The organism is Candidatus Cloacimonadota bacterium (genome assembly GCA_019429305.1).
In the GTDB taxonomy this organism is placed as follows: domain Bacteria; phylum Cloacimonadota; class Cloacimonadia; order Cloacimonadales; family JAJBBL01; genus JAHYIR01.
On record JAHYIR010000041.1, the window covers coordinates 1 to 10,012 of the forward strand.

At 40.4% G+C, this 10,012-nt stretch carries 23 protein-coding genes; all 23 read right to left on the reverse strand.

What is annotated here, in order from left to right:
• On the reverse strand, positions 1-233 hold a 233-nt coding region (locus K0B81_09380), incomplete at its 3' end, for a preprotein translocase subunit SecY (protein ID MBW6516803.1).
• A 1-nt stretch (position 234) separates the two neighbouring features.
• A complete protein-coding gene (rplO, locus tag K0B81_09385; GenBank protein ID MBW6516804.1) occupies positions 235-687 on the reverse strand; it encodes a 50S ribosomal protein L15 in 453 nt (150 codons plus the stop codon).
• Positions 688-716: 29 nt separating this feature from the next.
• Positions 717-1,160, reverse strand: coding sequence for a 50S ribosomal protein L30 (gene rpmD / locus K0B81_09390; GenBank protein MBW6516805.1), 444 nt, complete (start codon positions 1,158-1,160; stop codon positions 717-719).
• Positions 1,144-1,692 (reverse strand): 30S ribosomal protein S5, encoded by a 549-nt coding sequence (gene rpsE / locus K0B81_09395; GenBank protein ID MBW6516806.1) that lies wholly within the window; start codon positions 1,690-1,692, stop codon positions 1,144-1,146. The genes rpmD and rpsE overlap by 17 nt, the downstream gene beginning before the upstream one ends.
• An 18-nt stretch (positions 1,693-1,710) precedes the next feature.
• Positions 1,711-2,082, reverse strand: coding sequence for a 50S ribosomal protein L18 (rplR, locus tag K0B81_09400; GenBank protein ID MBW6516807.1), 372 nt, complete (start codon positions 2,080-2,082; stop codon positions 1,711-1,713).
• Between the two features lie 18 nt (positions 2,083-2,100).
• Positions 2,101-2,685 (reverse strand): 50S ribosomal protein L6, encoded by a 585-nt coding sequence (gene rplF / locus K0B81_09405; protein MBW6516808.1) that lies wholly within the window; start codon positions 2,683-2,685, stop codon positions 2,101-2,103.
• Positions 2,686-2,700: 15 nt separating this feature from the next.
• Positions 2,701-3,114 (reverse strand): 30S ribosomal protein S8, encoded by a 414-nt coding sequence (gene rpsH / locus K0B81_09410; GenBank protein MBW6516809.1) that lies wholly within the window; start codon positions 3,112-3,114, stop codon positions 2,701-2,703.
• An 18-nt stretch (positions 3,115-3,132) separates the two neighbouring features.
• Positions 3,133-3,318, reverse strand: a complete 186-nt coding sequence (locus K0B81_09415) for a type Z 30S ribosomal protein S14 (GenBank protein MBW6516810.1) — start codon at positions 3,316-3,318, stop codon at positions 3,133-3,135.
• Between the two features lie 34 nt (positions 3,319-3,352).
• Positions 3,353-3,901: a 50S ribosomal protein L5 gene (rplE, locus tag K0B81_09420; protein MBW6516811.1), complete on the reverse strand. Its 549-nt coding sequence runs from the start codon at positions 3,899-3,901 to the stop codon at positions 3,353-3,355.
• Between the two features lie 12 nt (positions 3,902-3,913).
• Positions 3,914-4,219 (reverse strand): 50S ribosomal protein L24, encoded by a 306-nt coding sequence (gene rplX / locus K0B81_09425; GenBank protein ID MBW6516812.1) that lies wholly within the window; start codon positions 4,217-4,219, stop codon positions 3,914-3,916.
• A 50-nt stretch (positions 4,220-4,269) separates the two neighbouring features.
• Positions 4,270-4,638 (reverse strand): 50S ribosomal protein L14, encoded by a 369-nt coding sequence (rplN, locus tag K0B81_09430; GenBank protein ID MBW6516813.1) that lies wholly within the window; start codon positions 4,636-4,638, stop codon positions 4,270-4,272.
• Positions 4,639-4,649: 11 nt separating this feature from the next.
• Entirely contained in the window at positions 4,650-4,919 is a 270-nt protein-coding gene (rpsQ, locus tag K0B81_09435) for a 30S ribosomal protein S17 (protein MBW6516814.1), read from the reverse strand.
• On the reverse strand, positions 4,906-5,103 hold the full coding sequence (gene rpmC, locus K0B81_09440) for a 50S ribosomal protein L29 (protein MBW6516815.1): 198 nt from the start codon (positions 5,101-5,103) through the stop codon (positions 4,906-4,908). The genes rpsQ and rpmC overlap by 14 nt, the downstream gene beginning before the upstream one ends.
• A complete protein-coding gene (gene rplP, locus K0B81_09445) occupies positions 5,100-5,519 on the reverse strand; it encodes a 50S ribosomal protein L16 (GenBank protein MBW6516816.1) in 420 nt (139 codons plus the stop codon). The genes rpmC and rplP overlap by 4 nt, the downstream gene beginning before the upstream one ends.
• A 62-nt stretch (positions 5,520-5,581) precedes the next feature.
• Positions 5,582-6,226 carry a 30S ribosomal protein S3 gene (gene rpsC / locus K0B81_09450; GenBank protein ID MBW6516817.1) on the reverse strand — a complete coding sequence of 215 codons (645 nt, stop codon included), beginning with the start codon at positions 6,224-6,226 and terminating at the stop codon, positions 5,582-5,584.
• Positions 6,227-6,574 carry a 50S ribosomal protein L22 gene (rplV, locus tag K0B81_09455; protein ID MBW6516818.1) on the reverse strand — a complete coding sequence of 116 codons (348 nt, stop codon included), beginning with the start codon at positions 6,572-6,574 and terminating at the stop codon, positions 6,227-6,229. It abuts the gene before it with no gap.
• A gap of 70 nt (positions 6,575-6,644) precedes the next feature.
• Positions 6,645-6,926, reverse strand: a complete 282-nt coding sequence (gene rpsS, locus K0B81_09460; protein ID MBW6516819.1) for a 30S ribosomal protein S19 — start codon at positions 6,924-6,926, stop codon at positions 6,645-6,647.
• Positions 6,927-6,941: 15 nt separating this feature from the next.
• A complete protein-coding gene (gene rplB / locus K0B81_09465; protein MBW6516820.1) occupies positions 6,942-7,772 on the reverse strand; it encodes a 50S ribosomal protein L2 in 831 nt (276 codons plus the stop codon).
• Positions 7,773-7,823: 51 nt separating this feature from the next.
• Positions 7,824-8,111 carry a 50S ribosomal protein L23 gene (rplW, locus tag K0B81_09470; protein MBW6516821.1) on the reverse strand — a complete coding sequence of 96 codons (288 nt, stop codon included), beginning with the start codon at positions 8,109-8,111 and terminating at the stop codon, positions 7,824-7,826.
• On the reverse strand, positions 8,108-8,743 hold the full coding sequence (gene rplD / locus K0B81_09475) for a 50S ribosomal protein L4 (GenBank protein MBW6516822.1): 636 nt from the start codon (positions 8,741-8,743) through the stop codon (positions 8,108-8,110). The genes rplW and rplD overlap by 4 nt, the downstream gene beginning before the upstream one ends.
• 12 nt (positions 8,744-8,755) lie before the next feature.
• Positions 8,756-9,379, reverse strand: coding sequence for a 50S ribosomal protein L3 (gene rplC, locus K0B81_09480; protein MBW6516823.1), 624 nt, complete (start codon positions 9,377-9,379; stop codon positions 8,756-8,758).
• Between the two features lie 54 nt (positions 9,380-9,433).
• Positions 9,434-9,751, reverse strand: a complete 318-nt coding sequence (rpsJ, locus tag K0B81_09485; protein MBW6516824.1) for a 30S ribosomal protein S10 — start codon at positions 9,749-9,751, stop codon at positions 9,434-9,436.
• A 127-nt stretch (positions 9,752-9,878) separates the two neighbouring features.
• A partial coding sequence (gene tuf / locus K0B81_09490; GenBank protein ID MBW6516825.1) for an elongation factor Tu occupies positions 9,879-10,012 on the reverse strand: 134 nt, incomplete at its 5' end.

The window sequence follows — 10,012 nt, forward strand, 5'->3', positions numbered from 1 at the left end:
CCTAAAGCAAAAACGGAAGCACGCTCAAAATTTCCACCAACAAACATGTCAAACATACCAAAAAGTGTTCTATCACTTCCGGGTGCACTGAATATCTCCTGAAGCACAGATGCATCGACACCCGGTGTTGGTATAAAGCTCCCCAAACGATAGAGTATCAACAATAATCCGGTTATCAGGATCTTCTTTTTCAGATCGGGAATCTTAAAAATATTAGTTATGCTCTCGAACAAGTTACATCACCTCCGCTTTTCCACCATTAGCTTCAATTATCTCTTTTGCCTTCTTAGAAAAGGCATTTGCCTTAATAGTCATCTTTTTACTAAATTCCGAATCAAGGTTTGCCAGTATCTTTACAGGGATGTACCTCTTTGATGTGCATCTCTTTATCAACCCCTTGGTCTCCATTAAAGCAACATCAATCTCATTCTCTTCGATCACAACTAAAGAATTTAAGTTAACAATGCGATACTCTTGCCTGTTGAAATTCTTGAAACCTCTTTTGGGTAGTCTTCTTTGAATAGGCATTTGTCCACCTTCAAACCAAGCAGGAATATTACCACCGGCTCTCGATTTCTGTCCTTTGTGTCCTTTGCCGGCTTGTTTTCCTGTTCCGGAACCCTCACCTTTGCCTAATCTCTTTTTTCCTTTCTTAATTGTCGGTCTTTTTATGCTATGGAGTAACATCTATTTTCTCCTCTTTCACTATTTTTGTCTTATTCCTCTTTGTTTGAATCTGTCTCTGTTGTCTCTTCCTCGGTTGTTTTCTTTTTAGGCGGCTGCTTTACAACTTCTTTATCTTCTTCTATCGCGGTTTCTTCTTGCTTCGCTGTTTTCTTTTCGGGCTTTTTGTCTTCTTCAGGTGTCTCGGTTTCTTTCACAGCTTTAGTAACCTTAGGTTTCTTGGTTTCGGCAGCTTTTTCAGTTACTTCAGCTTTAACCGCTTGTTGCTTTTCTTCTTTCTTGACTGTCTCAGGAATAATTTCCTCAACCATGACCAGATGCCTGACCTTATTGATCATGCCGCGAATTGCCGGAGTGTCATTATGAACACGCGAACGATTAATCTTGCCTAAACCAAGAGCTTGAATAGTTCTCTTTTGAGTCTCATCTCTACCGATAATACTTCTAACTTGAGTTACTTTAATCTTGTTCATCATTAACCTCTTCTTTCACTTCTAAAGGTTTCTGTCCTGTTAATTCGTGTATTTTCTTACCTCTAAGCGCTGCTGCCTGGGCAATAGTCCTGAGATTTTGCAATCCATCAACTGTAGCTTTAACTACATTGCTCACTGTATTAGAGCCCAAAGATTTTGAGAGAATGTTCTCTATGCCAGCAGCTTCCAATATGGCTCTGGCAGGTCCACCGGCAATAATACCGGTACCGGGACTTGCTGGTTTCAATAAGATCCTGCTGGCTCCGAAGCGTCCGATTATCTCATGAGGAATTGTGCCATGTACTATTGGAACTCTGAATAAACTTTTAGTTGCTTTCTCTTTGGCTTTACGAATAGCATCGACAATTTCATTTGCTTTGCCGGTTCCTACCCCAACAAAACCCTTCTTGTCTCCGACAACTACTATTGCATTAAAGCTAAAGTTACGACCACCTTTAACTACCTTGGCAACTCGATTAGTATCTACAATCTTTTCGACTTCAAATTCCAATACTTCAGTTCTTTCGTTCTTTATCAAAATTCTCCTCCGTTCTTAGAAGATTAACCCGGCTTTACGAGCACCTTCTGCTAAAGCTTTAACTCTACCGTGATATTTATAACCTGCACGATCAAAACAGATTTTAGATATCCCGTTTGATAGTGCTTTTTCACCTAACAATTCACCCACTTTGAAGCTCTTTTCAGTTTTCTTCATCTTGGGATCTAATTGCAGTTCTTTGGAAAGAGTAGAGGCGGCAGCATAGGTTTTACCTGCGGTATCATCTACAATCTGGGCATAAATATGCTTTAAGCTGCGGAAGATGACCAATCTTGGCCTCTCCTTGGTGCCGGACAATCTCTTTCTAATAGCCCAATGTCTTCTACTCTTAGCTAATTTCTTCTTTATATTCTTATCTTTCAACATTTTCAGTTCTCCAGAAAATTATTTAGCGCCTGCTTTACCGGCTTTGATACGTACATATTCACCCTGATATCTGATACCCTTGCCTTTATAGTTCTCGGGTGGGCGACAACGTCTTACTTCGGCAGCAAACTTGCCCACATCTTCTTTTGAGATACCCTTAACCTTAATCAGGAATTGTACACCTGTACGTCCACCTTTACCTCTTGGAACAGACTCTGTTTCAACAGTAAGATCTTCGGGTACTTCGATGAGTATATCATGAGAATAACCCAATATCAGTTTTAACCAAGGTCCTACCCTATCTGCACTGTATCCTGTACCTATAACTTCCAGAATCTTCTCATAGCCATTATTGACACCTTCGATCATATTGAAGATGAGCGCCCTCGAAAGGCCATGCAGAGCTTTTTGATCTCTGGAGTCATCACTTCTGAGGATTTTCAGGTTATTATCTTCCTGTACGACAGTAATACCTTTATTCAAGGTATAATTTAGTTCACCCAATTTACCTTTAACTGTCAGAATCAAGAGTTCATTTTTTTTCTTGGTTGCTATCGTTACATCTTGGGGGATTGCAATGGGGTTTTTACCTATTCTTGACATAATTCCTCCTCAATCCTACCAAACCTTACAAATATATTCACCACCGACTCTCTTTTCTCGTGCTAAACGATCAACTAATACTCCTGTATTGGTGGAAAGTATGGCACAGCCGATGTTATTATAAACACGTGGAATGTCATCTGCCTTAACATAAACCCGACGTCCGGGTTTACTTACCCTTTGCAGTCCTTTAATGACAGATTGACCGTTATTTGAATATCGAAGATTGATCGCAATACCTTTGCGTGTATTACCTTTTGGCGTTGCAATCTCGATTATTTCATAACTATTAATAAAATTCTCCTCGGACAGAACCCTAACTATGGCTTCAACAATGTTACTGTGATTGACAGTAACCTCTTTATGTCCAGTACGATATGCATTACGGATTTTCGTTAATGCATCAGCTATCGGATCAGATAAACTCATTATTTTCCTCCTAAAAAATTACCAGCTTGATTTTATTATTCCGGGGATCTGCCCTTCGGATACAAGCTTTCTGAAACAGAGTCTACATAATCCAAAGTCACGTATAAATGCTCTCGGTCTTCCACAAAGACGACAGCGGTTATATTTTCTGACCTTGAATTTGGGTTCTCTCTTCTGTTTTTCTACTAACGATTTTTTTGCCATATTTACTCCTGCTCTTAATCAATCATCTTTAGAGCTATTCACTCGTTTTCTGGAAGGGGAGTCCAAGTTCTTTCAGCAGTTCGCGACCCTCTTCGTCATTTTTTGCAGTTGTATTGATAGTGATATTTAATCCTCTGATCATATCTGTCTTTTCCAGATCGATCTCCGGAAACACTGTCTGTTCTTTTATTCCGAATGTATAGCTGCCTCTTCCATCAAAAGAATTGAGTGAAACACCTTTAAAGTCACGAATGCGAGGTATGGTAATATTAATGAGCCGATCGAGGAACTCATACATCACCTCATCTCTCAGAGTAACCTTGCAACCAATCGGCATCCCTTGTCTCAGTTTGAAATTTGATATTGATTTCTTGGCTTTGGTGATAATCGGTTTTCTGCCGGTTATCCTTTCTAAATCTTTAACGGAATTATCCAGTAATGCTTTGTTTTGAGTAGCTTTTCCGACACCCATATTGACCGAAATCTTATCCGGTCTGGGTACTTGATGAACGTTCTTATAGCCGAATTTCTTCATCAAAGCGGGAACTACCTCTTTTCTGTATTTCTCTTTTAATCTATTCATCGTGTAACCTCATTAAATCTCATCGCCGGTCTTCTTACAGACCCTGACTCTGCTGTCTCCAACTTTCTTAAAGACAGGTTTAGTTTTTTCACCAATCTTTTCATTGAATAATTGGACATTTGAAACATGTATGGGAGCTTCTTTCTCAATGATCCCACCCTTCTGATTTTGTTGAGTCGGACGGGCATGTTTCTTGATAAAGTTAACTTTCTCGATAATCACTTTCTGGTTTGACGGGAATGCTTTAAGCACTCGACCTTTCTTTCCTTTATCTTGACCACTAATGACGACGACAAGATCACCCTTTTTGATCCTCATCTTTTTAGGTTGTTTCTTTATATATTTTCTCATCTCTTTATCTCCTCATCTTAGATAACTTCCGGTGCTAAAGAAACGATCTTTGTATAGTGTTTCTCTCTCAGTTCTCTGGCTACAGGTCCGAAGATACGGGTAGCTTTCGGTTCACCCTGATCGTCAATAATAACGGCAGCATTGTCTTCAAAACGGATATAAGAACCGTCGGCTCTTCTGACCTCTTTACTGGTTCTCACTATTACTGCTCGTTCCACAGCCCCTTTCTTGATCTTCCCTTGTGGTGTGATCGCTTTAACTGCGACTACTATAACGTCTCCAACTGAGGCATACTTACGTCTTGTTCCACCCAAGACCTTAATACACTGTGCTCTTTTTGCTCCGGAATTGTCGGCTATCTTCAAGATTGTCTCTACCTGGATCATTTCCGTTCTCCTTATTTACTCTTTTCAATTATTCTGGTAAGGATCCACTTTTTATCTTTACTGAAAGGTCTGTGTTCATGGATCTGGACTGTGTCACCGATCTTTGCTTCGTTATTCTCATCGTGGGCTTTGAACTTCTTATGTTGTCTAACAGTCTTTTTATATAGTGGATGCATAAATTGTCTTTCAACTCTGACAACGATAGTTTTATCCATTTTATCGCTAACTACTTTGCCGATCTTAGTTTGTTTTCTTGCTACAGTCATTTCAACCTCTTTCATTCTTTCGTTCAGTTAAGAGCGTTAGTATTCTGGCAATGTCCTTACGGATGAATCTCATTTTAAGCGGATTTTCCAGGGGATTTCTGGCATTTTGAAATCTCAGATTAAACAACTCTTCCCGCAAATCCTCGACTTTTTGTTTTAATTCGTCGTCAGTAAGCTCTCTTATTTCACTCATCTTCATAATTCTAACCCTTCTCTGGCTACTATTTTTGTTGGAATGGGCAATTTGTGGTTGGCTAATCTCATAGCTTCTTTAGCGATGTTAACATCTACACCTTGGATCTCAAAGAGGATCCTGCCCGGTTTAACCACAGCTACCCAATATTCAGGGGCACCTTTTCCTTTTCCCATTCTTGTCTCAGCAGGTTTTTGGGTTACCGGTTTATCCGGAAAGATCCTGATCCAAACTCTGCCAATTCTTTTCATATGTCGTGTTATCGCAACACGCGCAGCTTCTATTTGTCTACTGGTAATCCAACCCGGTTCTAAAGCAATAAGCCCATAATCTCCAAATGAGACCTCAAAACCACCTTTGGCTAAACCGCTTCTTCTACCACGTTGTTGTTTTCTATATTTTATTTTCTTCGGGGCTAACATTGTTTACTCCTTCACCCTTGAATATTATTTTTCAAACTCTTAGCTCTCAGCTCTTCGCCCTTCTACAGCACATCACCTTTATAGATCCACACTTTAATACCGATAACACCATAAGTTGTAAAGCACTCGGTAATTGCATAATCAATATCAGCTCTCAGCGTATGGAGTGGTGTTCTTCCTTCCTGATACCGCTCGGTACGTGCCATTTCAGCACCACCCAATCTTCCGGAGCACTGAACCTTGATCCCTTCTGCCCCTTCTCTCATCGAAAATCTGATCGCTGACTTCATAGCCCGACGGAAAGATACTCTTTCTCTTAGTTGCCGGGAGATCTCTTGTCCTACCAGTTTGGCATCAAGCCATGGTTTCTTGATCTCATTAATATTGATAAAAACTGTTAAAGGATTATGTCTGTTTTTATTGATCAGTACTGTCAACTCATTACGCAATTGTTCGATCTCTGCACCTTTACGTCCGATCACCTGACCTGGTCGGGCAGTATGAATATCAATAGACATAGAGTTCGTTTTGCGGAATATGGCAATTTTTGAGACCATGGCATTCTTTAATCTGCTAATAAGATACTTTTTAACCATTAGGTCTTCATGGAAATTATCTACATATTCTTTTCCGCTGGCAAACCAGATTGAATCGAAATCCTTATTTATCCCGAGTCTTAAACACACCGGATTAATTTTCTGTCCCAATTATGCCTCCTCTTCTTTTTGAGCTATGGCTAATGTAATATGACATGTTCTTTTCCGAATAATATTTGCTCTCCCTAATGCTCTCGGCATATAACGTCTCATAACCGGACCGTCATCGGCAAATGCTTTCGATACAAAATAACTATCGAGCTCTGTTTTACCCTCTTTCTCGGCAACACTTGCTATTGCTGAGTTGAGCAATTTTTCAACTTTCACAGCAAATCTCTTCTGGGAAAATGTCAGAATTTTTCGGGCATCATTAATATTCTTGCCTCTAATTAGATCCAAGATCAACCTTGCCTTCCTTGCGGAACCTCTCAAGTTTCTTACTCTGGCGGTCGCTTCCATCTATTACTCCTTACTCAAATTTTACTTTAGCTCTCAGCTCCGAGCCAATAGCCCTTAGCTCCTGGCTAACTTATCTTCCTTTTTCTTTTTTCTTCTTTTCTTTATGTCCCCGATATGTCCGGGTCGGAGAGAATTCACCGAGTTTGTGTCCTACCATATTTTCGGTAATAAAAACCGGGACGAACTTTTTCCCGTTATGAACAGCAAAAGTATGTCCGATAAAATCCGGAGTGACGGTAGATCTGCGTGACCATGTCTTTATCACGGTTTTCTTATTCTCTTCATTCAGTTTCTGAACCTTGATCATCAAATGATCATCAATAAAAGGTCCTTTTTTGATCGATCGAGCCATTTATTTCCTCCAACCCTATTTCTTTTTCATCGCTTTTATGATGTATCTGTTGGATAGTTTACGTTTCTTTCTGGTCTTTCCACCCTTAGCCAATTTACCCCATGGTGATACGGGATGTCTTCCACCGGAGCTCTTACCTTCGCCACCACCCATAGGATGGTCTATCGGGTTCATTGCTACACCTCTGACGGTTGATCTGATGCCCAGCCATCTCTTTCTCCCTGCTTTACCGAAGACGATCAGGTTATGTTCGGTGTTACCCATTTGTCCGATAGTCGCCAGACACTCTTTTCTCAGCAGGTAGATATCATTGGAGGGGAGTTTTACATGAACGTAATTCCCTTCTTTTGCCACTACCTGAGCAAAAGAACCGGCGCTTCTGGCGATCTGGCCACCTCTCCCCGGTTTATATTCCACATTATGAACAATAGAACCGAGTGGTATTCTCTCTAAAGGCATGGCATTGCCAACCGCTATTGCTGCTTCCTGACCAGACATCACTGTCTTGCCCACCTTGATACCCAGGGGTGCCAGAATATATCTCTTTTCTCCATCAACATAATGAAGCAGAGCTATTCTTGCCGAACGATTGGGATCATATTCAATGGCAGCGACTTTAGCCGGGATATTATGCTTGTTTCTTTTGAAATCAATGATCCTGTAATGTCTTTTATGTCCACCCCCTCTGTGTCGGCAGGTGATCCTTCCTTGATTGTTTCTTCCGGCTTTACTTTTTAATGGTCTGATGAGTGACTTTTCAGGTTCTTTCTTTGTTATCTCATCGAATGTATAACCGGTTTTGAACCTCATGGTTGATGTTATTGGTTTATATGATTTTATACCCATTATATTACCTCTCTATTAACTCGTATCTCATAACTCACAACTCATTTTTCTCTATACCTCAAAATCAGGGATTGAGTAGCCCTTTTTCAAAGTAACTATTGCTTTTTTCCAATCCGGACGTTTACCTTCAAATCTACCCATTCTCTTGATTTTGCCTCTCATTTGCATGGTGTTAACATCAGTCACTACCACAGAAAAGATCTTCTCGATCGCTTTTTTGATCTCGATCTTATTGGCTCTTGTGCTCACCTTAAATGAATAGGAGTTGTTATGGCTGAGCTGATTACCTGATTTCTCCGTCAATATCGGAGATATAATTATTTCACGTATATGTTTCATTTACTAAATACCCCCTCTACAGTTTTCAGAGCTGTTTCTGTGAAGAGTAAGTATTTGGTTTTGAGTATTTCATAGGGGTAAATACTATCGGCTCTGTCCGTTTCAATACCTGGCAGATTGGCAAATGATCTGACCAGATTTGGATCACTACCGTCAATAACGAGCAGTTTTCTCCCTTTATCCGGTATGATCTTTGTCAACAGCTCTAATGCCTGTTTTGTATTTGGGTTATCGAATTTAAGATCTTCGATGATCATAATATGACCATCTTTGGCTTTTTCTGTTAAGCATATCTTCAGAGCGAGCCGTTTCTTCTTTTTGGGTATCGGTTTTGACCAATCTTTCGGTTTCGGTCCAAAAGCCCTGCCTCCCCCAACTCTGACCGGAGATCTGCGTGAACCGGCACGGGCGTTACCTGTTCCTTTCTGACGATACATTTTGGCTGTTGTCCCTTTCACTTCAGAACGACCTTTAACTGCAGAGGTACCTTGTCTTTGGTTTGCTAAATACATGTTTACTATTTCGTAGATCAAAGCTTCTTTGTTATCTGTAATAACATTGAATATTGCTTCATTCAAAGGAACGGTCCCTATTTTTTCACCGGTTGTGGAATATTTTACTGCTTCTAACATCAGAAAGCCCCCTTATAATTCCTTGCTCAGGAAAACAATGCTATTACGGTGACCGGGAATAGCGCCTTTTACCAACAACAGGTTATTCTCTTTATCAATATTAACTACTCGTATATTCGCAACAGTCACCTTCTCTGACCCCAGATGTCCTGCCATTTTTTTCCCTTTCATCACTCTCGATGGTGTAGCACATTGTCCGATAGAACCGGGTCCCCGGAACGATTCATGAACACCGTGACTTGATTCAAAACCACGGAAATTATGCCTTTTCATCACACCGGCAAAACCTTTACCTTTAGAAATGCCGGTTATCTTGATCAATTCATTTGGTACGAACATGGAAACATCAAACTCTTCTCCCTCTTCGACATCACGATATACCTTCAATCTAAATTCTTTTATATATCGAAAGAATTCGCTATTATGTCTCTTAAAGTGACCTGTTCTTGCTTTATTGACTTTTTTCTCAGCAATTGGTTCAAAACCAAGCTGTATGCCATCATAACCCTCTTTCTCTTTCGATTTGCGCTGGATAACCTTGCACGGTCCAACTTTTAACACCGTTACAGGGATCACCTTGCCTTCTTCATTAAAGATCTGGGTCATGCCGATCTTCTTGCCTATAAGCCCTATCATTTCTTTTTCTCCTTATACCCTTAGCTCTACGCTCTTTGCCCTTAGCCCTACGCCCTAAACCTTAATCTCAACATGCACTCCTGCCGGTAAGCTCAATTTTTTTAGAGCATTGGTAGTTTGTGGTGTTGGATTCATTATATCGATCACTCTCTTATGCACTCGCATTTCAAACTGATCTTGTGATTTCTTATCAACATGTGGTGAACGCAATACTGTATACACGGTCTTTTCTGTTGGTAGAGGAATTGGTCCTATTATCTTAGCACCACTGTTTCGGGCACTTTTTACTATCTCGGCAACGGAATTATCTAAGAGACGATAATCGTACGCCTTAAGTTTTATGCGTATTTTACTAAGTTCTTTTGTTGACATCTCTGCTCCTATCTTTCTGTAACATAGATTTCACTTCATCTGTCACCCTGAGTGCCTCAACTCTTCTGTCGAAGTGTATCGAAGGGTTGACATTCGTAATATAGACTTCACTCTGTGTCATTTGTGTTTATTCTACAATATCACCGACAACGCCGGCACCGATAGTTCTGCCACCTTCACGGATAGCAAAACGTAAGCCCTGTTCCATGGCAATTGGGGTTATTAGTTCCGCCTCGATTGTTAAACTGTCTCCCGGCATTA

What these genes read in the sequence shown, in the direction of transcription:
- rplO (MBW6516804.1), bottom strand. Translation starts at nt 687, where the DNA reads ATGTTACTCCATAGCATAAAAAGACCGACAATTAAGAAAGGAAAAAAG.
- rpmD (MBW6516805.1), bottom strand. Translation starts at nt 1,160, where the DNA reads ATGATGAACAAGATTAAAGTAACTCAAGTTAGAAGTATTATCGGTAGA.
- rplR (MBW6516807.1), bottom strand. Translation starts at nt 2,082, where the DNA reads ATGTTGAAAGATAAGAATATAAAGAAGAAATTAGCTAAGAGTAGAAGA.
- rplF (MBW6516808.1), bottom strand. Translation starts at nt 2,685, where the DNA reads ATGTCAAGAATAGGTAAAAACCCCATTGCAATCCCCCAAGATGTAACG.
- rpsH (MBW6516809.1), bottom strand. Translation starts at nt 3,114, where the DNA reads ATGAGTTTATCTGATCCGATAGCTGATGCATTAACGAAAATCCGTAAT.
- K0B81_09415 (MBW6516810.1), bottom strand. Translation starts at nt 3,318, where the DNA reads ATGGCAAAAAAATCGTTAGTAGAAAAACAGAAGAGAGAACCCAAATTC.
- rplE (MBW6516811.1), bottom strand. Translation starts at nt 3,901, where the DNA reads ATGAATAGATTAAAAGAGAAATACAGAAAAGAGGTAGTTCCCGCTTTG.
- rplX (MBW6516812.1), bottom strand. Translation starts at nt 4,219, where the DNA reads ATGAGGATCAAAAAGGGTGATCTTGTCGTCGTCATTAGTGGTCAAGAT.
- rplN (MBW6516813.1), bottom strand. Translation starts at nt 4,638, where the DNA reads ATGATCCAGGTAGAGACAATCTTGAAGATAGCCGACAATTCCGGAGCA.
- rpsQ (MBW6516814.1), bottom strand. Translation starts at nt 4,919, where the DNA reads ATGAAAGAGGTTGAAATGACTGTAGCAAGAAAACAAACTAAGATCGGC.
- rpmC (MBW6516815.1), bottom strand. Translation starts at nt 5,103, where the DNA reads ATGAAGATGAGTGAAATAAGAGAGCTTACTGACGACGAATTAAAACAA.
- rplP (MBW6516816.1), bottom strand. Translation starts at nt 5,519, where the DNA reads ATGTTAGCCCCGAAGAAAATAAAATATAGAAAACAACAACGTGGTAGA.
- rplV (MBW6516818.1), bottom strand. Translation starts at nt 6,574, where the DNA reads ATGGAAGCGACCGCCAGAGTAAGAAACTTGAGAGGTTCCGCAAGGAAG.
- rpsS (MBW6516819.1), bottom strand. Translation starts at nt 6,926, where the DNA reads ATGGCTCGATCGATCAAAAAAGGACCTTTTATTGATGATCATTTGATG.
- rplB (MBW6516820.1), bottom strand. Translation starts at nt 7,772, where the DNA reads ATGGGTATAAAATCATATAAACCAATAACATCAACCATGAGGTTCAAA.
- rplW (MBW6516821.1), bottom strand. Translation starts at nt 8,111, where the DNA reads ATGAAACATATACGTGAAATAATTATATCTCCGATATTGACGGAGAAA.
- rplD (MBW6516822.1), bottom strand. Translation starts at nt 8,743, where the DNA reads ATGTTAGAAGCAGTAAAATATTCCACAACCGGTGAAAAAATAGGGACC.
- rplC (MBW6516823.1), bottom strand. Translation starts at nt 9,379, where the DNA reads ATGATAGGGCTTATAGGCAAGAAGATCGGCATGACCCAGATCTTTAAT.
- rpsJ (MBW6516824.1), bottom strand. Translation starts at nt 9,751, where the DNA reads ATGTCAACAAAAGAACTTAGTAAAATACGCATAAAACTTAAGGCGTAC.